Raw genomic sequence first — 20,715 nt, forward strand, 5'->3', positions numbered from 1 at the left:
ACAAAACACTAGCCCGGCCAGGAGGATTTTCATCCGTCGAGAAATGGCCGAAGGTCGACTATTTGAGCGCGTAGACATAGGCATCCATTGCCGTCCCATCATCCAGCGTCACCTTGGTCAACACGCGCTGATACTCAGCCCCTTCAAACTCATCCAGTGCCGCCCAGTGTTCGTGGAAATTCTCGGAAGCGAACACGTAGCCTTCGATCACATCGCCATCCTCGGCAATCACCAGGCCGGGAAAACCCATCGCCGCGCCCCATCCGGCCTGCGACAGACGCCCCTTCAGCGAAGCGGCCTGCCACGTGCCGCCGATGTTCAGCATCACATGCTCATTCGGTCGGCCAGGGCCCAGGGTTCCATAAACGAAAAGACGTTCCACGATTGCTCCTGCCAGTCAAAAAAGGGAGGGATCCTGACGGATGAACGATACGCAGGCAAGACTGCGATCAGTTCTGCGCCGACCGGCTCAGAAACCCGTCGATCAACGCCACCACCTGTTGCTGGATCACCTCTCGCGAGCGAGCGCCGCTGTCCGCACAGATGATGCCGTCGCCGGGCGAATCCTCTTCGAGCAGGGGAATGGCCGGCGACTGCAATTCGCCCCTTCGAGGCCGTGCCAAATTGCCGTTTTTCATTGTTTTTATCGTCCTTGATCAAATCGGGCAAACGGGACGTTCGCCCAGACGTTCTACCAGTCTTACGAGATAACCGTCCGGATCCTGAACGAGAAATTCACGCTGGCCGACTTCGACAGCGTCAGCGCGGTACCAGGTGTCTTTGCAGGTTTTATAGAGTGGGACCTGAGCGGTGCCCAGTCTTTCGATGATGGGGGCAACCGCCTCAACGTCGATCTGCAGATTGACGCCTCTTCCGAAGGGCTTGCTCAGTTCCGCCGTCAGCCATTGGCCTGCATACGGATCAACCTGCTCGAGCATGACTTGAGCGCCATTCAGGTCGAGGTAGGCGAAGCCATCTTCCGGGCGTTGATAAGCGATGTTGAAGCCCAGGCAGGAGACCCAAAACGCGAGGCTGGCCTGCAGATCCGTGACCATCAATTCTGGAACCAGTTTGTTCCGTTCGAACATGGGGTGAATTCCTTTTCGTTGAAGTCGGGGCGGCGCCAGACTTCTTCCCCGCGATAATACGAGTCGGGCGCATGGTAAGCGCGAATCGGGGAGCACCGAAAGCTGCACGCATCGAAAATCGTCACAAACCGCGATGACAGGGCCATCTCTCCATGCCTGTAAAAAAAACTGACTAGAATCCACAGACACCCATTCATTCAAGGAGCGACCCATGTCCGGTTTACGCACGTTGATTGCGACCACGACCTGTATTGCGCTGCTGAGCAGTTCGGTGACCGCGCTGGCCGATCCAGGCAACGGAAAGGGGCAGGGCAAAGGCAATCCGCATAACAGCCAGGATCATGGCAATCAGGGGAAAAAAGGCGGAGGCGGTTATCAGGGGCATGGCCCGAGTATCGACCACGCCGGGGTGATCGGGATTGTTGACGGGTATCGCGGCTACTGGACCCCGGGCCCCGCGTTGCCGCCCGGCATCCAGAAAAACCTGGCCCGGGGCAAGCCACTGCCGCCCGGGATAGCTAAGAAACTCGATGGTCGACTGGTTGGCAGACTGCCGCACTACGACGGCTACGAATGGCAGCAGGTCGGTACCGATCTGATCCTGGTCGCGCTGGCTACAGGGCTGATTTATGAAGTGCTGAATGGCGCCTTCGATTGAGTCATCCGCGCAGCGGGCGACTCGATGAGCTGATCATTTGAAGGCGCTGCGCAGTTCCTCAATCACCTCTTCAACAGAGCGCCCCTGAATCGCTGGCGGTGTGGGGGTCTCGGCAAATTCTCGCCAAACGAACAGCGTCAGTTCTGCGCCATCGGTCGATGGCAAGGGATTCTCGGCGTAGGCAAAAGATTCGAGCAAGCGATAGCGGGAGTCTTTCCAGAACAAGTCTTCGACCCAGTCATAGACCGGTATGAAATGGAAGTGGAGGGGAAGACCGGGTTCATGACCGAAGCGGCCGATATAAAGGCGCTTGGGCTTCAGATGGCGCTCAATGATTTGCTGAGTTCTTGCGAGCAGCCCTCCAAGCTCCGCCAGTGCCTCTGTCGACAGCTCGGCCAGTGAATTGGTTTGGATTTTGGTCCCCAGCATCAGATAGCCGGGAAGTGCACTGGCCAGATGGTGGTTGATGATCCAGTACTCGGTTTCATGAAGAATGAAGTGCGGGGCAATTTCCATGTGCCATGGGTCCTGGGGCAAGCGGTGCGCCAGCGTAGCAAAAGTGCAGACCTTTCTGCCGGAGGAACTGTGCCGTAACGTCCGACGGTGAGTTGACCGTTCGCGTTTCCCTGTCGCAGCATGCATTCACTCAAAACGCCTTACCCGGAAAACCTATGCACACGCCTGCAGATCTTGATGAATTGTTAGCGCTTGTCAGAGATGAGCAGTCGTTCATTCGATTTGTCGAGGCGCTGGGGGCTGATTTTGCCAGTGAACGTTTGTTGGAACATAACGCTCCCTCATCAATAGATCGATCAGATAGTCAGGAATGGGAAAACGGAACGGTTGATGCGTTTCTCGATGCGGCAGCTGCATGGGCGCATGCCAGCAACCGATCTCATTTGGACGATAATGCCCAATCGAATGTATGGCAGCGCTGTGCAGCGATTCTGTTCGCTGGAAAGTTTTATGAGTGACAGTTGGGCTGGTTTGCAGCAGCAGGTCAAGGTTTAAAGGAAAAGCTATTCATGGTCATTGATAAAACCGGGCGCTCTCTGATGAGGTCCGGTTTTGGCGTAATGCACGCCACAAACCGCTTCCGCTTGCTGGCGATAGTCAGCGTAGTCGTCGCTGGCTGCTCCAGCTCCAAATCGCCGCCTCCGGTCGAGCGTGACGCGTGCCTGGCGGCTGGTCCGGCCAAAAGTGTTGATTACGATAATTGTGTAGCGAATCGAGAACGCAAAAGCAGGGCGGCGCTCGAAGCGCTTCTCGACGACAAATTCGTTTAACCCCCACAGCAGCAAATTGTCGAGGCCTCTGAAAGCAAGTATCAGCCATCCGATTTTCCAGAGTCCCCCGCACCCATGATCTACAAGGGGCTGGACTCGATATCGCTGACTGAGAAACGAGCGTTGCCTTTCAAAATCAGGATCGTCTGGAAGTACACATCGACAGGCGTGATACCGGAGCGTCGGGACGCCATCCGCATGGCTGAAATGGAGAAGTTGATAGTGCCGGCGGTAGAGGACAAGGGACTGGCGAAGTGGGTCTGCACGGTGACGGGTGGACACCAGCGGGAGTGGATTTTCTATGCGCAAAACGATGAAGCGTTTACCGCCAGGACGCGGTCGGCGCTCTCGCAGGGCGGGCCATACCCTATCGAGTTGAGTGCACGCCGGGATGTGGTGTTGAGTACCGGTTCGCAGCCTGCTGATAACCTGGCGGAGGTGATTCGCATCACCCCCAAAAAATGCGTGGAGTGAAAGCTGCATAGCCACAAAGGACAGGGAGATACCCATCAGACATGAAAAAGCCCGGCGGATAAGGCCGGGCTTTTGTCGAGTACTGCTGTAAAACGCTGCATTCAGACGTTACGACGTTCGATCAGACGGTCAGAACCACCTTCGGCAACCGCATCGCTGAACAGCGGATCAGTTTCGGTCGCGGCTACGGCATCGCTGAACAGCGGATCGGTTTCGGTCGCGGCTACGGCATCGCTGAACAGTGAATCAGTTTCAGTCGCGGCAACGGCGTCACTGAACAGTGGATCAGTCTGAGTCGCAGAGGCAACAGCATCGCTGAACAGTGGATCGGTTTCAGTCGCCGCAAAAGCATTCAGGGCGAAGAGCGAGAAGGCGATACCGAGGAGGGTTTGGCGTTTCATGGTTCTGTACTCCGTGTGCAGTGGGTTGGTATGGAGCAGATCCTACGCTTTGGATTCGATATGAGAACTTCATTGAGTTAATGGTTGTTATTGATGCAGTCAATAATTGAACTCGGTGGCCTGAGATGCGCTGAACCGCACCGATGACACCAATTCGCTTGCCAGTCACTGCGCAATAAACCTGCGAATCGCTTGAGTGGTTTCCACCGGCGCTTCCTCCATCAGCCAATGACCCGCACCGGCGATCACCAGTTCGGTGACGTTGTCGGCGGCATTACGCATCACGATGGCTTCGTTGTTGCCGAAGGATTTCTCACCGCCGACCGCCAGCACCGGCATTTTCAGTTTGGTCTTCATCGATGCTTCGTTGTCCACCGCGTCCTGGCGGATCGCGCGGAACTGGGCGAACGCCGCGTGCATGGCGCCGGGGCGGGCGTAGAGTTTGGCGTAGTGTTGGCGGGTGGCTTCGTCGACTTTTTTCGGGTCGCCGGCGAACTCGTTCCAGAAGCGGTCGAGGTAGATACGCTCACGCCCTGCCACCAGTCTTTCTGCGTCCGGGCCGCCGAAGTCGAAATGCCAGAGCATCGGCGAGCGAACGATCTCGTTCCACGGCGGAATCCCCGGAACGGGCGCATCCATCACCACCAGGCGATCGGTCTGCTGCGGATACCGCGAGGCGTAGGCGAAGGCGACCATGGTGCCGATGTCGTGGCCGACCACCACCGAATGCTCGATGCCCAGCGAAGCCAGCACCGCGCGGATATCACCGGCCTGAGTCTTCTTGTCGTAGCCATCGGCGGGGATCGACGACAGGCCCATGCCCCGCAAATCCGGCACCACCACGGTGTGATCCTTCGCCAGATCCGCCGCCAGCGGCGCCCACATATCACCGGTGTCGCCGAAACCGTGCAACAGCACCACCGCCGGGCCTTTGCCGCCGATGCGCGTGTGGATTTTCGCACCGTCGACGGCGATGTCCTGAGTGCGGAACGAGGCGGGGAAGGGCGTCACGTCCGCATGGGCCGGAACACTCATAGCCAGCAGCAGGGAAGCGGTGAGCAGGGCGCGGATCATGGCGTTCACTCCAGAGGGGGTGGCTGGAGCGTAGACGGATTTGTTGTCGCTGAAGTGTGAAAAATGGGCACAGGTCGGTTTGTAGACTGGAATTTGGCAACCGCTTCAGGAAAGGTAGCCGCTGCCCCCTGGCCAAAACAGCTTCATCCCCTTGGCCACCCGCCAGAGGATGGATCACTCGGATGAACTCAAAGCTGCAGTGTTATCGTTTGATACCGGTCGAAGCGCGGGCTTGGGGCATGTTGAACGCAGTCCATCTATATGCTCCATCAAGCTATCTGGAATGCTCTGCCACATCGGGTCGAGTATGAAATCAACACCTTCGCGCCGAGCCATCTTCGCCGCAGGTACAAAATCCGCATCACCTGCAATCAGGACGATTTGATCGACCTGTTGTTTGAAAGAAAGTGATGCGACATCGACACCAATTCTCATATCAACACCTTTTTGTCGGGTCTCGATGCTGACGTCGGTTTCGGTGAGGTCTGCTATCTGGATTTTTCCCTTAAGTAGCTCGGCAATCCTCGAAGGTTTGATTGTCCATTTCACATCTTTGGAAAGGTGTCCCAGACGCAATGCCAGTTTTCGTTTGCTTCGCAACCGAATGTGCAGCTCTTTTCGAAACACGGCTTCTCTTGATTTGGAGAAATCGACGAGTTTTTTTGTGATGGGGTTGTGTTGCTTGGTGTCCAGAGGAGGGCAGTCGTAAAAGAATATTCTGTAAAGGTCTTTTCTGGAGGGCTGTTGCAGCCTTGAAGCCGGGCAGTTTGGGCGAGATGGCATCCTGGTTATCAGATGCGCCGTCGCCCATCGGTGGACGAGATCAGCGGCCCGTTCAGCATTGAATGCATTGTGGGGCTCGATCCTTCGAAATCGCTTGATGAAGTAGGCGCCGTCAACCAAAACTGCTGTGGGCATGCGTTCTTCCTGAAAACAAAAACGCCCAAGGGTTTGGCACGTCCTGGATGATTAGGACGGCTTACTGCCTTGGGCGGGATGTGGGCAGATTAGGGAGCGATGACGATGGCGTCAACCGTTCACTCTTTGAGTCGATCAAGGGATAACCTTCGATCCTGAATGTCTTCTGCGTTCAGTCGATGGGCAGTGACGGAAAAAGCATACGGTTTGAGGGCGAACTCTGAAAGCCGGCGCTTTCTGGCAAATTTGTAGGTACTTGCGCAAGGGTTTGTAGGCTCAAGTATCGAATTTCAGATTTTTAAACGTTGGTGTTTAAGTGCTGAAGCGCCAAGAGCATTCGTAACGCTGATTCATACGAAATCCAGCAACAGTGTTTGTCCAGCCAGCCGATTTTTCAGCACCACTCCAACCCTTAGCATCGTCTCCAATCCGTGAACAAACACGGTCCTCAACGAGACGGTGAACATCATGAGCCTCAAGAAAATCGCGCTGGTCTTAATGCTTGGCAGCTTCGGTGCACACGCTTACGCCGATAACGCGGACGCGGCGAATCTCCCGGTCGAGACCTACAGCTCTTCGACAAATCTGGACATCGAACACGTCATTTCCATCACTGAACCGGCCAACGAATGCGCCCCGGTGCCGGTGCAGATGACCTACGAAGACTCCCATGGCGAGCGCCACGTTCTGCAATATCAAGTGATGGGCACTGGCTGTTCCAGTTGAGCCCGGTGCAAGGGATGGAGGGTCGACACTCCATGCCAGCCACGCTCAGAATGCTTTCGTTCCAACGACGTCTTCATCCGATGCCAGCAATTGCGGGATCGACTGCTTCAGAAATTCCACCCAGGTCTTGATCTTCGCATCGACGAACTTGCGCGACGGATAGATTGCAAACAGGTTCAACTCCTCCAGCCGGTACTCCGGCAATATCCTCACCAGTGTTCCCGCCCTCAAACCGTCCACGGCCGAAGCAATCGGCTGAATGCCGATGCCCATGCCTTTTCTGATCGCGATGGTCATGCCGTCGGCGGTGTTGATGTGAAAGGGCGACACGGGAATGGTGATGGTTTCCATGCCTTCGGGGCCTTCGAACGTCCAGTTTTCTACCGGCATCACCGTGTTGACGATGCGCAGACACTCGTGTTCGCAGAGTTCGCCGGGTGTTTGCGGCAGGCCGCGCTTTGCCACGTAGGCAGGCAATGCGCAGAGGACGCTGTAGGTGATGCCCAGGCGTTGCGCGACGAAGCCGGAATCCGGCAGATCACGGGCCAGCACGATGGACATGTCGAAGCCCTCTTCGAGCAGATCCGGGACGCGGTTGGTCAGGGTCAGGTCGAACATCACCGTGGGGTGGATGTCACGATAGCGAGCGATGGCGTCGATCACGTAGTGGTTGCCGATGGCCGACATGGTGTGAATCTTCAAGCGGCCGACGGGCAGGGTCCGGGCGGTGCCGGCTTCTTCATCGGCTTCGCGCACGTCATCGAGGATTTTTTCGCAGCGTTCCAGATAGCGCACACCGGCTTCGGTCAGGGCCAGACGGCGGGTGGTGCGGTTGATCAGCCGGGTGTGCAGGCGTGCTTCGAGAGCCGAGATGGCTTTGGAGACGTTGGTGGTGTTGGTGTCCAGCAGCTCGGCAGCGGCGGTGAAGCTGCCGCTTTGGGCGACGGCGATGAAGAAGCGCATGCTTTGGAAGACGTCCATCGGTGTCGTCTCAACAGTCAGAGTGGAAAGAGTATAGGGGCGGCCTTGCAGGAGGCCGCCCCTTTGCCATGTGTCACTTTTTGCGGGGGATAAAACCGGGTACGCCCGTCTCGACCACCGAGTTGAAGCGGATTCGCGTCGTGATCTCTTCCTTGATCTCGCGCATCGCCCGATGCGGCAAGGTCGCGATATCGAAGTTTTCCTGAATCCGGCTCGGGTTGGCCGAGGTCGTCAGGAATGCCGTACCCCGCTGCACCGCCCAGGCCAGGGCCACTTGCGCCGGGGTTTTGCGTACGTGCCGGGCAATCCCGGTGAGTACGGAATCCTCGAGCACATTCGGCTCCATGCCATGCCCCAGTGGGGCGAAGGCGAGCAGGATAATGCCGTGCTCCTTGCAGAATTCCAGCATCTCCCACTCGGGCAGGTACGGATGGGATTCGATCTGCACCACCGCCGGCTTGATCCGCGCGGCGGCGACAATGTCCTTCAGCGCATCGAGGGTGATGTCGGAAAGGCCGATGGATTTGCAGCGGCCTTCATCCACCAGCGCTTCGAGTGCACGCCAAGTGTCGATCAAACGGGTTTCGCCATCGTAGATCACGTGCCCGAATACATCCCGCGGATCCTGATCGTCACCGGGCTGAAAGGCAAACGGCGTGTGGATCAGGTAGCAGTCGAGGTAGTCGACCTGCAACCGCTGGCAACTGGCTTCGAACGCCGGTTTCACCCGCTCGGGGCGATGGTTGGTGTTCCACAGTTTGGTGGTGATGAACACGTCTTCGCGGCGGATCTCGCCCACCGAAAACACTTGCGCAAAAGCCTCGCCAATCTGCGTTTCGTTGCGATAGCGCTCGGCGCAGTCGAAGTGGCGGAAGCCCACTTCCAGCGCGCATTTGACCGCTTCGGTGGTGGTGCTCAAGTCGCGAAACAGCGTGCCGAATCCCACGGCCGGCATCGAGCCTGCGCCGTTGTTCAACGGCATGCGGGTGTCGCGAAGTTCATCGTGGAAAGCTTCGTAAGTCATGTTGCGTCTCCGGTATCTGCCGTTAAAGAAGTGTTGAGGTTTTGCGGGCGGCGAGCTTCTGATCGAGCACACCCACCGAGTTGCCACCCAGCGCAACGAACAGGCGCACCGAGTCGAGATAACGCGCGGTCTTCACCTGAATCTGCCCGAGCAGCGCCTGTTGATAGGCGCGTTCGGCTTCCAGCACTTGCAGCAGGCTGGTTTCGCCTTGGGCGTAGGCCTGGCGATTGAGGCGCAGGCTGGTGTCGGCGGCACGCAAGGCGTCGTCCTGCGCCAGGTTTTGTTCGGCGCCGTGGTTGAGCGCCTGCAAGGTGTCCGCGACCTGGCCGAAGGACTGAATCACCGTCTGTTGATAGCGGGCGAGCGACGCGTTGTAGCCCTCGACGGCGCCTTCGCGTTCAGCCTTGAGCGTGCCGCCATTGAAGATCGGCGCCGTCAGACCGGCGGCAAATCCCCAGAGTGCGGCGCCGCCATTACCCGACGCGGCTTGCATCAGCGAGGCTGACAGCTCGACATGCGGGTACAGATTGGCAGTCGCGACGCCCACCGCCGCGCTGGCGATGTGCAGTTCGGATTCAGCCTGGAGAATGTCCGGCCGGGTACGAGCCATGGCCGATGGCAGGCTGACCGGGATGTTCGACGGCAAGGCGAACTCATCGAGGCTGAAGTCCGGCGCGATCCAGTCCGCCGGGCCTTTGCCGGTCAGAATCGACAATGCGTGACGGGCCGCATCGCGCTGTTGGGCGAGGGGCGGCAACAGCGTGCGATCCTGTGCAAGGCGGGTTTCGGCCAGCGACACGTCGATTTGGGTGGTGGTGCCGCTCGTTTGAGCCCTGCGCACCAGATCGAGGTTTTTCGCGTCGTTGGCCAGCAGGGTTTCCACGGCCTGGATCTGCGCGTTGGCCGACGCCAGCACGAGTGCCTGACTGGCAACGTCGCCGGTCAAGGTCAGCCAGGCTGCTTCGTAGCGATGCTTTTGCAGATCGGTCAGCGCTTGTTGTTGCTCGACCGCGCGTTTGTTGCCACCAAAGACGTCCAGATCGAACGCGACCCGTGGCCCGATCCCGTAGAAATTGGAGACCACCGGCTCGGGCCCATTGTGGGTGCGCTGGCGCCCGGCAGAAGCAGCGAAATCCACCTGCGGATACAACGCACCTTCCGCCGCCGCGACCGAAGCGGCGGCCTGGCGAAGGGTGGCATCGGCTGCCGCCAGTTCGAGGTTGCCGTTGATGGCGCGGCGTACCACTTGATCGAGTTTTGGCGAACGGAATGCCGCCCACCAGTCGCCGTTGATCCGCTGGCCCATGGCGAAATGCTGTTCGGCCGCTTGATCGTAATGCTGCGACGGGCTCTCGGCAGGCCGCTGAAAATCAGGGCCGACGGTGCAGGCGGACAACATCACCAGCATTGCCAGCGGGGTGAAGCGCATAGAAGCTTTCATGGTTCAGACTCCACGTCATCAGTTGGCCGCAACAGGCTTGCGCAGGAACATCACCAGCGGACTCACGACGAGCATCGCCAGCATCAGAATCTTGAATTGGCCCATCACCGCGACGAACGCCGCCTGGTGGGTGACCAGATGGTTGAGGCCTTCGAGCGCCGGCAACGACGTCGGCAGGGCCACGCGATAAGGCGTCAGCTGACTGACCAGCGCCGAGTGCACCGTCTGGGTGTTGTTGAAGAAAAAGATCTGCACCACGGCCACGCCGAGGGTGCTGCCGTAGACGCGCATCAGGTTGAAGAAACCGGTGGCTTCCGGGCGCAGTTGGGGTCGATGGTGCTGAACGCGGTCTTGCTGAGCGCCGGCATCAGGATGCCGAGACCGACGCCCTGGATAAACCCGTTGACCGCCACGGGCGTCCAGTCCATCAGCGGCGAGTAACCGAGCATCAGCCAGTTGGCGTACACCACCAGTGCGATGCCGGCCGCGACGAATAACCGGGCATCGATCCACGCCGGCGCGCGCATCATCAGCAGAAACGCCCCCACCAGTCCGATGCCACGGGGGACGGTCAGCAACCCGGTGGTGTCCGGCGGATAACCGAGGATTTCATCGAGCATCGGCGAGGTCAGGGCCATGGTCGACAACAGCACGAAGCCCAAGGCGAAGAACATCACAGTCGAGAGCATGAAGTTGCGGTCGCCGAACAAGCCTTTGCTGAGGAAGTGCGTCTTGCGGGTCAGCGTATGGACGACGAACAGGTACAGGCCGAGTGCGCAGGTCAGTGCTTCGATCCAGATTTCCGGCGAGTCGAACCAGTCCAGCCGTTCGCCGCGATCAAGCAGCATCTGCAGGCCGATCATGCCGGCGGTGAAGCTGGCGAAACCGAAAAAGTCGAACGTCGGGCGCTGGTCCGTTTTCTTCTCGGCGAGCAACAAAGTCACCACCATGAAGATGTACGCCGTCAGCGGCAGGCTGAGGTAGAACATCGGCCGCCAGTCGAAATACTCGCAGATCAGACCGCCAATGCTCGGACCGCTGACGATGCCGAACAGCACCAGTGCCGTCCATTTCGGCCCGAACGCAGGGCGCTTTTCTGCTGGCAATGTCTCCAGGGCGATGGCCATCGACAACGGCGCAATCACGCCGCTGGCCAGACCTTGCAGGATGCGGGCAGCGATGAATTCAAGCGGCGTGCCGGCCAATGTGCCGAGCCACAGACCCAGGGCGAACAGCAGCAGTGAGGCCTGGTAAACCCGTTTCAAACCGAAGCGTCCGGCCAGCCATTGCGCGACCGGCATCGTGATCGCGCTCGCGGCCAGATAAGACGTGAAAATCCACCCGGCCTGATCGTCGGTCATCGACAGACTGCCCTGAATCAAGCGCAGCGCGGCGTTCGGCAGCGGCAGGTTGGCTGACTGCATATAGGTGGCGAGCAGGACGACAAACCGCAGTGCCCGCGCATCGGCTGTTGAGCTGTTCATCACGAATTACCCGCAGACAACAACGACTTGAGCGGATGCCACCAGGGCGAGCGATGCCCGGTGTCGACTTTGACCGTGGCGCTGGTGCCGGAGAACAGCGGCAGGGCAGAGTCGGCCTCGTCCAGTTCCAGACGCACCGGCACCCGCTGCACCACTTTCACCCAGTTGCCGGTGGCGTTCTCCGGCGGCAGCAGCGCGAAGTCCGCACCGGCGCCGGGGCTCATGCTGATCACGTGCGCCTTGAGCGGAAGATCCGGGTAGGTGTCGAGGGTGACGGTCGCGGTCTGACCGGGGCGCATGTGCGTCAACTGGGTCTCGCGAAAGTTGGCCTCGACCCAGATTTCCCGGTCGGAAATCAGCGCAAACGCCGGCGCGCCGTTGTTGACGTAGTTGCCCACCTGCAAATCATCGACCTTGGCGACGATGCCGTCGTCCGGCGCCGTCACCGTGGCGTAGGACAGATACAACTGCGCTTCATCGAGCTGAGCCTTGGCTTCGCGCACGGTCGGGTGATTGTCGAGGGCGATGTCCGGGTTGCCGTTCAACGCGACGACGGTGTTGGCGATCTGTTGCTCGATGGACGCGATGCGCTGACGCGAGACTTTCAGGTCAGTTTCGGCGCGCTCGAAAAGCGCCTTCGACACGAATTCGGTGGCGATCAAGGCTTTCTTGCGGGCGAACTCCTTCTGGTCGTAATCCGCCGAGGCTTTCGCCGATTGCAGCTCGGCTTGCTGCTGGCGATAACTGGCCTTGAGCCCGTCGATGCGCAGGCGTGCGTTGGCCAGTTGCGCTTCGGCCCGGTCGACGGCGATCTGCAACGGCTTGGGGTCAATGCGAAACAGCACCTGGCCTTTGCGTACTGGCTGGTTGTCGTCCACGGCGATCTCGACCACTTGCCCGGAAATCCGTGCGTTGATCGAGGCCTTGGCCACGCGGGCGTAGGCGTTATCGGTGGAGACGAAGGGCTCGTTGGCCACGTACTGGCCGTAGCCAATCGCGGCGCAAAGCGCGGGGAGGCCCCACATGAAGACCGGACGCAGTCTCTGCTTGAGCGGTATTTTCGGCGGCGCGTCGATGGGGTGAGCGCGGGCTTGTTCTGCGGTGAGATCGAATTGCTGAGTCATGAACGGCTCTCCAAAAGGCTGGGCGCCTGGACGGCATTGAATGCGTGAGTCATCAAATCCATTCGCGGCGGGGGAGGATCACTCCGTGCCGCTGTTTTCGTCGTCGCCGGACCCGGTTCGAGCGCTGTTACAACAAACCTGCCGATCAAGGAATTTCTGATTCCTTAATTTTGTGCGATGGTGTAAGAATATGAGCGACTTCATTTCCCCGCAAGGAATTTGTACGACATGGCACAAAATAAACCGACAGAAGGAAAAGGCCGTGGCCGGCCACGGGCCTATGACCCGCAAACCGCGCTGCAGCAGGCCCTTGGCGTGTTCTGGAACACCGGCTATTCCGGCGCTTCACTGGACAGCATCGCCAGCGCCGCCGGCATGAACCGTCCCAGCCTGTACGCCGCGTTCGGCGACAAACACGCGCTCTACATCAAGGCGCTCGACCAATACTGGGCCTCCGCCCACGCCGCCATGCAGGCTGCGCTGAACGACAGCAGCCTGACCCTGGAACAGGCACTCATCGCATTTTACGAAGGGCAACTGGCGATCTACTTTTCCGGCGACGGCCAGCCACGCGGCTGTTTCGCCATCGGCACAGCCACCACCGAAGCGGTCGAAGACCCGGAAATCCGCAACGTGCTGTCCCGCCGCCTTAGCCAGCTCGATGCCGATCTTGAAGCCCGTCTGCAACGGGCGATCGAATCCGGTGAACTGACCGGCGATGTCGATGCAGCGGCGCGGGCCATGCTCGCATCATCGCTGCTGCACAGCATCTCGATCCGCGCCCGCGCCGGTAAATCCCGCGAAGAACTGGCGGGTCAGGCGCGCGATGCGGTGAAGGTGATCTGCGGTTGAACGGGCTTGAGGACATCCTGACCGAAGGCCTGTCCGTGGTGTTCTGCGGAATCAATCCGGGGTTATTGGCGGCAGAGCAGGGACATCACTTCGCCGGACGCAGCAACCGCTTCTGGCGCACCTTGCACCTGGCCGGTTTCACGCCCCACGAGCTCAGCCCGCAGGACGATCGCTCGATCCTGCAGTTTCACTGCGGGCTGACGGCCGTGGTCGAGCGGCCGACGGCACGGGCGGATCAACTGTCGGCGCAGGAATTCACCGCAGCGGCGGGGGACTTTGAGCGCAAGATCAAACGTTATGCGCCGCGTTATGTGGCGTTTCTCGGCAAGGCTGCCTATGCCGGTTTGTCCGGGAAAAAAACGTTTGGATGGGGCGCGCAGGACAGGACGTTCGGCGGAGCAAATGTGTGGATCCTGCCCAACCCCAGCGGCCGCAATCTGGCGTTCAATCAGGATCAATTGGTGACGGCATATCGACTGCTTTATCGGGCCTCCCGCGAGGGTGCGTCTGGCTTCGGAAGCGGGCCTTCGAGGCATTTTCCGGTTTGATCCCCCCCCTGTGCGCGACAGGATTCGTCTATCGTCTAGAAAATCAGTACACGGCCAGGATCAGGGAGCTGATCATGAATCGTCAGGAAGACCTCAACGTTATCTGGAAGCGCATATTCTGGATTTTCATCGCCCTGTTGGTGCTGGCGATTGCCGTCACTTACAGTCTGCCCGACTACAAAGTGCCTTTTATCGTTTGTATCGCCGGGAACGTTGGAGGCTATGTAGGGTTTCACCGACGACTGTCGATACTCACCGACCCGGAAATCGAAAACCTCTCCCGATCATGGTTCGCGCTGATCCTGCCTTCGTTCATAGGCGGGATACTGGCGGGGCTGTTGTACCTCTTGTTCCTTTCCGGCGTTATCCGGGGCGATCTGTTTCCGGTGATCGTTCCGGATGAGGATCCACAATGTCTGAAGCAAATCTTCAATGACATCTTTTGCCAACATGCAGAAGGGTACGCGGCCTACGCCAAGTTGCTGTTCTGGTCATTTGTCGCGGGTTTCAACCAGGACTATGTGGTTGACCTGATTGAAAACATAAAAGGCAGCGACAAAAAAGGCTGATGAAGGCTGAAGGGAACTGTTGCCCGGCAAACGCCAGCAAAGTCTGTACGTCTTCTGCAGTTCAATCTGTCAGAAATTGCCTTGTAGTCGATGAGGGGATCGCCCCGGGCAGCCCTGGATCAACACTTTGGTCACGGCGTGTTTCGCTGCGTTTTCCCCGCGTCAACTGATCGCACGTTGACATCACAAAGCCATCTCCTATCGTTCTCCGCAGACCGCATCCAGGGACCGGATGAGCCGGACAGCCTTTACGGGCGCGGTCGTTTCTGCCATTCCAACAAGGAGCAGCAAAATGTCCAGTGCGACCAATACTTACGACGTGCTCGTCAATATCGATGCCGATTACCTGATTGCCCATCCCGGTGACGTCGGCGGTGCGATTTCCATGCTGGTAACGCGCGATGCCGTCGATCCCCATGCCAGTGGCAACACCGGCGAAGGCGGCAACGAGTTGTGGATCGATGTCAAAACCGGCGACAACATCCGCTGGCGTGCCACTACGCTGTCGCGCAACTTCGACCGCATCGCCCAGATCAAGAACGTCCAGCCCGGCGATCCTCATCAGGGCGGCGATTACAAAGGCACCATCTCGTCACCGGTCTCTTTCAACGTACCGGGTGTGGTGATCTATCTGAACAAGGGGGCTCCCGGCGGCATTTCCAAAACCGATGTAACGTATTCCATGTGGCAAGCCACTGCTCTGAGTCCAGGCAAACTCTGGTACACCATCGAGTTTGCCCTGTACGACCGTGACCTTAACCAGATTGGCCCGGACCACACCTGGGACCCCTACATCACCGTCAATAACCAGTAACTGAACAGCCAAAAGCCCGGCTGGATACTCTTCGTCAATGACGAAGGTGTCTGGCCGGGCTTTTTATTGACTTTCATCCGTCTTGTTCAGGGAGTGTTGGGGCGCGTCATGCTTGAATAGTCCCCGCCGTGGGCTAGGCTCAAATTCAACTTTCCGGAAAACATAACTTCAATATCTGCGTTATCGGAACTTCAGGATTCTGGCCAAAAAGAACAACTTCACTAAAGGGTTAACGATGGATCGATATGATGCCCCGCTTGTTGTAGAGCGCACTTGGCGGGCAGGCATGTTGAAAGGATTGATTGCAAGAAATCCATGCCTGAGCATTTTTTTCATGACACTGGCCATGTTCATGGTGTTGCAGTACAAACCGGCTGTTCTCAACTACACCACACGTTTTGTCGACTTTGCCGAGTACATGTTGCTGCACGGCGTCACGCTGTTCCCCATTGCCGACGACCTCAAGCCTTATCCCGACTACACCGTCCTCAATACCTTGTTGGTCTATCTGGTTTCCTTGCCGTTCGGCCGGGTGTCCATTCTTTCAATGGGATTTCCGTCCTGTGTGGCCGCGTCGCTGATGCTGGTGTTCACCTATCGTTTGGGGGCGCTGCACAGCAAGAAGTGGGGCGCCTACGGCGTACTTTTCAGCCTGTTGACCTGGGCCTTTCTCGATGGCGTGAACTCGCTGGCACTGGATATCTATCCGGCGCTGTTTACGGTGATGTGCTTCTACGTGGCCTATTCGGCCGAAATAAAAAAAGACCCGCGGCGCCTGGCGTTTCTGTTCGTGGGCCTGGCGTTGGGTTTTGCGTTTCGTGGGCCGATCGGTTTGATCGGGCCGGCAAGTGTGATTGGCGCCTACTACGTTCTGAGCCGCCAATGGCGCATGTTGCTGCTGTTTTCATTTTTATCGGGCCTGATTCTTGCCGTTGGCGTTGTGCTGCTGGCATGGGCAGCCTACGCACAAGGGGGGCCATCGTTCCTGGAAGAAGTGCTGAACATGCAGGGCATCGGACGCTTCGGTTCCGACCACGCGCCGCGCTATTACTTCTACTTCTCCGCAGGCTTGTTTACCTATGGCATTACGGTGTTTTACGCCATCAACGTGATGCTGAAGAAGTACAAACTGTTCTTCCGCTCGACCCGCGATAAAGACATCGACCTGCTGCTCTATTTAACGGGGTGGCTGTTGGTACTGCTCGTACTGTTCACGATCCCAAGCTCCAAGAAAGCACGCTACATACTGGCAATCACACCGGCCATTTCCCTGTTGGCGGCCTACCTCTTTGTCAGCCATGAAGCGACATTCGTACGCGCCAAAAACGGCTTGATGCAGTTTTGTCTCAAGTTGCCAGTGTTGGGTTTGGGCCTGCTGTTGTCGGTGCTGGTATACAACAACTTCGCCCAAGTCCCATTGCAGCCCAACTACCTGGGTGCAGGCTCAGGGCTGTTTGCGCTGTTGAGCTTTTACCATGCCAGGCGCGAGTACTTCGCCGGGCATCGCTACCGTGAGTTCATGACACTGTCGTTTGGGGTAGGGGCGTTTCTGATACTGGATATGTTCTTCTTCAACCCCATCACCTACCACCTGGAACTCATGATCGAGCCTACGCCGAAGTTTTTGCCGTATTGGTTTTGGTGAAGCGCTTGGCGTGTCGCAGTCGATACTCTGCAATAAAATTGTACATTTCTGATTTCTTGTATAAGAATTCAAGCCCTCACTTCTTGAAAGCCGTTCTGTGGATCACATCTACGCAGTCATTGGGCCTGTACGCCCCCATCAACTGGAACCTGATTGATGAATACGACTCGCCGATTGTGCCTCGTCCTGGGCGACCAATTATCTTTCGACCTCGCCTCTCTGCAGGGGCTGGATCAAGAGCGCGATACGGTGCTTCTGGTCGAGGTGATGGAAGAGGCCAGCCATGTTCCTCATCATCCGCAAAAGATTGTGCTGATTTTCAGCGCTATGCGTCATTTCGCCGAAGCGTTGCGGCAGAGGGGAATCAGGGTGCAGTACGTAACGCTCGATGATCCGGAAAATACCGGCTCCGTGCCGAGCGAATTACGCCGCTGGCAGTCACGCCTGCAACCGGATGAACTGCACATCACGGAGTGCGGTGACTGGCGGTTGGAGCATTCAATCAGGGACTGTGGCTTGGCGATCAAGTGGCATTCCGATCGTCGCTTTCTTTGCTCACGTGCCGATTTTGCTCACTGGGCGCAGGGCAAAAAACAGCTGCGCATGGAGTACTTTTATCGAGAGATGCGCCGCAAGAGCAAGTTGTTACTCAATGGTGACGGCACCCCGGTCGGAGGCGCCTGGAACTTTGATGCGGAAAACCGCAAAGCCTTGCCCAAGGGCGTCAGGCCGCCTTCGCCGGCCCGTTTTACGCCAGACGCAATCACCCGGGATGTGCTGGCGTTAGTTGCCAAACACTTCTCCGGTCACTATGGCGCCCTCGACACGTTCGACTATCCGGTCACCCACGCCGAAGCTCAGACCCTGTGGGATTACTTTCTCGATTGGGGCCTGGCAGCCTTCGGCGACTATCAAGACGCCATGGCCAGCGATGAGCCGTTTCTGTTTCATGCTCGTATAAGCGCGGCACTTAATATCGGCTTGCTGGATCTTCGCCAGCTTTGCAGTGATGTGGAGTCTGCGTATTGGTCCGGCAGCATTGCACTCAACGCCGCCGAAGGCTTTATTCGACAACTGATCGGCTGGCGTGAGTATGTCCGAGGGGTCTACTGGCTGAAGATGCCGGACTATGCCCAGGGAAATGCCTTTGGTAATACGCGGTCGCTTCCAGAGTTCTACTGGACAAGTAAAACGCAGATGAACTGCATGCGCCAGGCCATCAGCCAGAGCCTGGAACATGCCTACGCGCACCACATCCAACGATTGATGGTGACCGGCAACTTCGCACTGCTCGCCGGTATCGCACCGAGTGAAATATGTGAGTGGTATCTGGCGATCTACATGGACGCCTTCGACTGGGTGGAACTACCCAATACGCTGGGCATGGTCATGCACGCCGATGGCGGCTATCTCGGTTCCAAACCCTATTGTGCGAGCGGCCAATACATCAAGCGCATGTCCGACTATTGCCGTGGCTGCGCCTACAAAGTGAGCGAAAGCACCACAGACGACGCTTGCCCGTTCAACTCGCTCTACTGGCACTTTCTAATGCGTCATGGCGACCGACTGCGCGGCAACCAACGCATGAGCATCATCTACAAAAACCTCGACCGCATGCCTGAATCCAGACAACAGGCGCTTTGGCAACGCGGCGAGTGGTTGCTCAAGCAATTGGACGATGGGGAGTCGCTGTGAAAAAAAGCGAGCTCCCCATCAAAACCTGCGCGACCTGCGGCCTTCCATTCACATGGAGGAAGAAATGGGCTCGCTGCTGGGAGGACGTGCGCTACTGCTCGGAGCGTTGTCGGCGTAGTAAATCCAGTGTGGATGGCGGTGCGGGATTGCCGCAGAAACTCAATGGCTCAACAGCCACATGGACGGTGCCTCGGGAATGACCAACCAACCCTCTGCGCAAGCCTCCCGCGCCGAGTATGCGCGGCGGATCAATCGTGTACTGAACTACATCGACGCGCACATTGATGAACCTTTGGACGGCGCGCATCTGGCCGACATCGCCAATTTCTCGCGTTTTCACTTTCATCGCATTTTCGCCGCATGGATGGGAGAAACGCTGGGCAGTTATGCGCAGCGTCGACGGCTTGAGAAGGCAGCGTTGCGGCTGTCCTGTGGCACTCGGGAAACCGTGCTTGAAATCGCGTTGGCCACAGGCTTTCAGTCGGGCGAGGCCTTTGCGCGGGCCTTCAAACTCAAGTTCGGCTGCACGCCCTCGGCCTGGCGCGCCACGACGCCTCAGCGGCTGAAGGCTCAGGCGGCCGCGATCAGGCAGCCATCGGGCAGCCGGGAGAGCAATCCTGATCAGGTCTTCGGCAATCGCCATCAGGCGGCCGAGTGGCCGTTCGCCGAAGCTGACGGTTCTAATCGGCTATCGGAAGGCAATGCCATGGAAGTACGCATTATTGAATTACCCAAAGCACGCGTCGCGTATCAACGTTTGATCGGGCCTTACGGGCCGGCCATCGGCGAATTCTGGCGCAGCACCATCACGCCATGGATGTATTCCCATGGCCTCGGTGACCGGACCTGTTACGGCATCGGTCATGACGACCCCTCGATCACGCCACCCGACAAATGCCGCTATGACGCCTGCGTCGAAGTGCCGGCGGATTTCGTCGCCAGCGGCCAGGTGGATACGCAAGCGCTGCCGGGTGGGTGGTATGCCGTCGCCAGTTTCAAAGGGAAAGCCGAAGGCATGGCCAACGCGTGGACATGGCTGATCCGCGAATGGATGCCGTCCAGCGGCCTGCAATGCGACGACCGCCCATTCTTCGAGCGGTTTACGGCGTCCACCGTTTTCGATCCGCGCACCGGTGAAATGAGCTGTGACATCTGCATTCCGGTGCGGGCGCTGTAGGGCAGGGGGCGGGTCATTGGCCCTGAAGGAAAGCACCTGGCGCGATGCCAGGTGCTCAAGGCTGTTTTTAGCGACAGCCGCTTACGCCACTTCGACGTGATCCAGCGCCTGATTCACCGCCAACCCGGCGACCATCACCACCTGCGCAATCCCCAACGCCGTCTTGCGATGCGAGGGTTCGAGCGTGGACGCAAAGTTATTCAACATCTCGGTGGCCGAACCCAGGGATTCGCTGGCGTTGGCCAACAGGGATTCAGTGTTGTACTTGGGATTGGCCCGGAACATCGGCTCGGGATCGACACAGCACGACATCACCCGGGAAGACGGGGAGAGGTAGTGATCCAGAGCACGCTCGGCGGCGTCGTGGAATTTCTTCGAATCGGGAAATTCGTAAGGGGAGGTTGGGTCGGTTTCGGGTGGGTTGGGTGTTGGTTTGATCATGGTGTAACTCCTACGTCATCAATGGGAGCCGTCACGTTCGCTACCAAACGATGGGTGGCGGCCATGCTCAGGTTGGTAGACCGGGACATAGGAAACCGGCGCGCCCGAAGACGCCCTGTGCATGACCACCATAACGCGGAGTCTTTCAGACACTGCACATCATGATGCTTATGCAACCTACGATAATCCGGGGCTACCAAACCCCGTCACTGATTTTTCAGTGACCAGGAAACAATAAGACCCGCGTCGTAGACGCACAAGCCGGCGGATTCTGGCGTAGTCGTAGGCAATGACG

24 protein-coding genes and 2 pseudogenes are annotated in these 20,715 nt (G+C 58.3%); 13 read left to right on the forward strand and 13 right to left on the reverse strand.

Translation table 11 applies throughout. The annotated features are described in order from the left end of the window. Positions 1–58: 58 nt before the first annotated feature. The 3 genes from C6Y56_RS12235 to C6Y56_RS12245 form a co-directional block, all read right to left on the reverse strand. Positions 59–382, reverse strand: a complete 324-nt coding sequence (locus tag C6Y56_RS12235) for a gamma-glutamylcyclotransferase family protein (protein WP_102686752.1) — start codon at positions 380–382, stop codon at positions 59–61. 67 nt (positions 383–449) lie between these two features. After that, a complete protein-coding gene (locus tag C6Y56_RS12240; protein ID WP_432760322.1) occupies positions 450–638 on the reverse strand; it encodes a hypothetical protein in 189 nt (62 codons plus the stop codon). An 18-nt stretch (positions 639–656) separates the two neighbouring features. Next, positions 657–1,088, reverse strand: coding sequence for a bleomycin resistance protein (locus C6Y56_RS12245; RefSeq protein ID WP_169430088.1), 432 nt, complete (start codon positions 1,086–1,088; stop codon positions 657–659). Between the two features lie 211 nt (positions 1,089–1,299). On the opposite strand from C6Y56_RS12245, the gene C6Y56_RS12250 reads away from it, so the two are divergent. Further along, the gene (locus tag C6Y56_RS12250; RefSeq protein WP_169430089.1) at positions 1,300–1,746 is read left to right on the forward strand and encodes an anti-virulence regulator CigR family protein; all 447 of its coding nucleotides are present in this window, start codon (positions 1,300–1,302) and stop codon (positions 1,744–1,746) included. Between the two features lie 33 nt (positions 1,747–1,779). Here the strand turns inward: C6Y56_RS12250 and C6Y56_RS12255 are convergent, their stop codons facing one another. Continuing rightward, entirely contained in the window at positions 1,780–2,262 is a 483-nt protein-coding gene (locus tag C6Y56_RS12255) for an HIT family protein (protein ID WP_169430090.1), read from the reverse strand. Positions 2,263–2,417: 155 nt separating this feature from the next. On the opposite strand from C6Y56_RS12255, the gene C6Y56_RS12260 reads away from it, so the two are divergent. The 3 genes from C6Y56_RS12260 to C6Y56_RS12270 all read left to right on the forward strand — a co-directional run bounded on the left by C6Y56_RS12260 (position 2,418) and on the right by C6Y56_RS12270 (position 3,506). Further along, positions 2,418–2,720 carry a DUF7660 family protein gene (locus tag C6Y56_RS12260; RefSeq protein WP_169430091.1) on the forward strand — a complete coding sequence of 101 codons (303 nt, stop codon included), beginning with the start codon at positions 2,418–2,420 and terminating at the stop codon, positions 2,718–2,720. Positions 2,721–2,771: 51 nt separating this feature from the next. Continuing rightward, positions 2,772–3,032 carry a hypothetical protein gene (locus tag C6Y56_RS12265; protein WP_169430092.1) on the forward strand — a complete coding sequence of 87 codons (261 nt, stop codon included), beginning with the start codon at positions 2,772–2,774 and terminating at the stop codon, positions 3,030–3,032. A 75-nt stretch (positions 3,033–3,107) separates the two neighbouring features. Then, complete coding sequence (locus C6Y56_RS12270) at positions 3,108–3,506, forward strand: DUF695 domain-containing protein (protein WP_169430093.1); 399 nt, start codon at positions 3,108–3,110, stop codon at positions 3,504–3,506. A gap of 101 nt (positions 3,507–3,607) precedes the next feature. Here the strand turns inward: C6Y56_RS12270 and C6Y56_RS12275 are convergent, their stop codons facing one another. The 3 genes from C6Y56_RS12275 to C6Y56_RS12285 all read right to left on the reverse strand — a co-directional run bounded on the left by C6Y56_RS12275 (position 3,608) and on the right by C6Y56_RS12285 (position 5,899). Then, positions 3,608–3,907, reverse strand: coding sequence for a hypothetical protein (locus C6Y56_RS12275; protein ID WP_169430094.1), 300 nt, complete (start codon positions 3,905–3,907; stop codon positions 3,608–3,610). A gap of 165 nt (positions 3,908–4,072) precedes the next feature. Next, positions 4,073–4,981, reverse strand: coding sequence for an alpha/beta fold hydrolase (locus tag C6Y56_RS12280; RefSeq protein WP_169430095.1), 909 nt, complete (start codon positions 4,979–4,981; stop codon positions 4,073–4,075). A gap of 174 nt (positions 4,982–5,155) precedes the next feature. After that, entirely contained in the window at positions 5,156–5,899 is a 744-nt protein-coding gene (locus C6Y56_RS12285) for an NYN domain-containing protein (protein WP_169430096.1), read from the reverse strand. Between the two features lie 468 nt (positions 5,900–6,367). Between C6Y56_RS12285 and C6Y56_RS12290 the strand changes: the two genes are divergently transcribed. Beyond that, complete coding sequence (locus C6Y56_RS12290; RefSeq protein WP_169430097.1) at positions 6,368–6,625, forward strand: DUF2790 domain-containing protein; 258 nt, start codon at positions 6,368–6,370, stop codon at positions 6,623–6,625. 45 nt (positions 6,626–6,670) lie between these two features. Here C6Y56_RS12290 and C6Y56_RS12295 read toward each other — a convergent pair whose 3' ends face one another. From C6Y56_RS12295 to C6Y56_RS12315, 5 genes and pseudogenes are all read right to left on the reverse strand, one after another. Next, the gene (locus tag C6Y56_RS12295; protein WP_169430098.1) at positions 6,671–7,606 is read right to left on the reverse strand and encodes a LysR family transcriptional regulator; all 936 of its coding nucleotides are present in this window, start codon (positions 7,604–7,606) and stop codon (positions 6,671–6,673) included. A 73-nt stretch (positions 7,607–7,679) separates the two neighbouring features. Continuing rightward, the gene (locus C6Y56_RS12300; protein ID WP_169430099.1) at positions 7,680–8,630 is read right to left on the reverse strand and encodes an aldo/keto reductase; all 951 of its coding nucleotides are present in this window, start codon (positions 8,628–8,630) and stop codon (positions 7,680–7,682) included. A 22-nt stretch (positions 8,631–8,652) separates the two neighbouring features. Then, positions 8,653–10,071, reverse strand: a complete 1,419-nt coding sequence (locus C6Y56_RS12305) for an efflux transporter outer membrane subunit (protein WP_169430100.1) — start codon at positions 10,069–10,071, stop codon at positions 8,653–8,655. Between the two features lie 18 nt (positions 10,072–10,089). Then, positions 10,090–11,555: pseudogene (locus C6Y56_RS12310) on the reverse strand (DHA2 family efflux MFS transporter permease subunit). Further along, the gene (locus C6Y56_RS12315) at positions 11,555–12,679 is read right to left on the reverse strand and encodes an HlyD family secretion protein (protein ID WP_169430101.1); all 1,125 of its coding nucleotides are present in this window, start codon (positions 12,677–12,679) and stop codon (positions 11,555–11,557) included. The pseudogene C6Y56_RS12310 and the gene C6Y56_RS12315 overlap by 1 nt, the downstream one beginning before the upstream one ends. A 228-nt stretch (positions 12,680–12,907) precedes the next feature. Here C6Y56_RS12315 and C6Y56_RS12320 point away from each other — a divergent pair, with 228 nt between their 5' ends. The 8 genes and pseudogenes from C6Y56_RS12320 (at position 12,908) to C6Y56_RS12355 (ending at position 19,979) form a co-directional block, all read left to right on the forward strand. Next, the gene (locus tag C6Y56_RS12320) at positions 12,908–13,531 is read left to right on the forward strand and encodes a TetR/AcrR family transcriptional regulator (RefSeq protein ID WP_169430102.1); all 624 of its coding nucleotides are present in this window, start codon (positions 12,908–12,910) and stop codon (positions 13,529–13,531) included. Beyond that, entirely contained in the window at positions 13,528–14,079 is a 552-nt protein-coding gene (gene mug / locus C6Y56_RS12325) for a G/U mismatch-specific DNA glycosylase (RefSeq protein WP_169430103.1), read from the forward strand. Before C6Y56_RS12320 ends, mug begins: the two co-directional genes overlap by 4 nt. 74 nt (positions 14,080–14,153) lie before the next feature. Next, positions 14,154–14,648: a hypothetical protein gene (locus C6Y56_RS12330; RefSeq protein WP_169430104.1), complete on the forward strand. Its 495-nt coding sequence runs from the start codon at positions 14,154–14,156 to the stop codon at positions 14,646–14,648. Between the two features lie 292 nt (positions 14,649–14,940). After that, entirely contained in the window at positions 14,941–15,462 is a 522-nt protein-coding gene (locus C6Y56_RS12335) for an AidA/PixA family protein (RefSeq protein WP_169430105.1), read from the forward strand. 334 nt (positions 15,463–15,796) lie between these two features. After that, a complete protein-coding gene (locus C6Y56_RS12340) occupies positions 15,797–17,107 on the forward strand; it encodes an ArnT family glycosyltransferase (RefSeq protein WP_169432625.1) in 1,311 nt (436 codons plus the stop codon). A gap of 156 nt (positions 17,108–17,263) precedes the next feature. Beyond that, positions 17,264–18,802, forward strand: a complete 1,539-nt coding sequence (locus tag C6Y56_RS12345; RefSeq protein WP_169430106.1) for a cryptochrome/photolyase family protein — start codon at positions 17,264–17,266, stop codon at positions 18,800–18,802. Continuing rightward, positions 18,799–18,939: pseudogene (locus C6Y56_RS12350) on the forward strand (DUF2256 domain-containing protein); the annotation flags it as partial. The gene C6Y56_RS12345 and the pseudogene C6Y56_RS12350, both read left to right, overlap by 4 nt. A gap of 41 nt (positions 18,940–18,980) precedes the next feature. Beyond that, a complete protein-coding gene (locus C6Y56_RS12355) occupies positions 18,981–19,979 on the forward strand; it encodes an AraC family transcriptional regulator (RefSeq protein ID WP_249314411.1) in 999 nt (332 codons plus the stop codon). 81 nt (positions 19,980–20,060) lie between these two features. Here the strand turns inward: C6Y56_RS12355 and C6Y56_RS12360 are convergent, their stop codons facing one another. Next, entirely contained in the window at positions 20,061–20,420 is a 360-nt protein-coding gene (locus tag C6Y56_RS12360) for a DUF6124 family protein (protein WP_085709846.1), read from the reverse strand. Positions 20,421–20,715 lie beyond the last annotated feature (295 nt).

The organism is Pseudomonas fluorescens (assembly GCF_012974785.1).
In the GTDB taxonomy this organism is placed as follows: Bacteria; Pseudomonadota; Gammaproteobacteria; order Pseudomonadales; family Pseudomonadaceae; genus Aquipseudomonas; species Aquipseudomonas fluorescens_BT.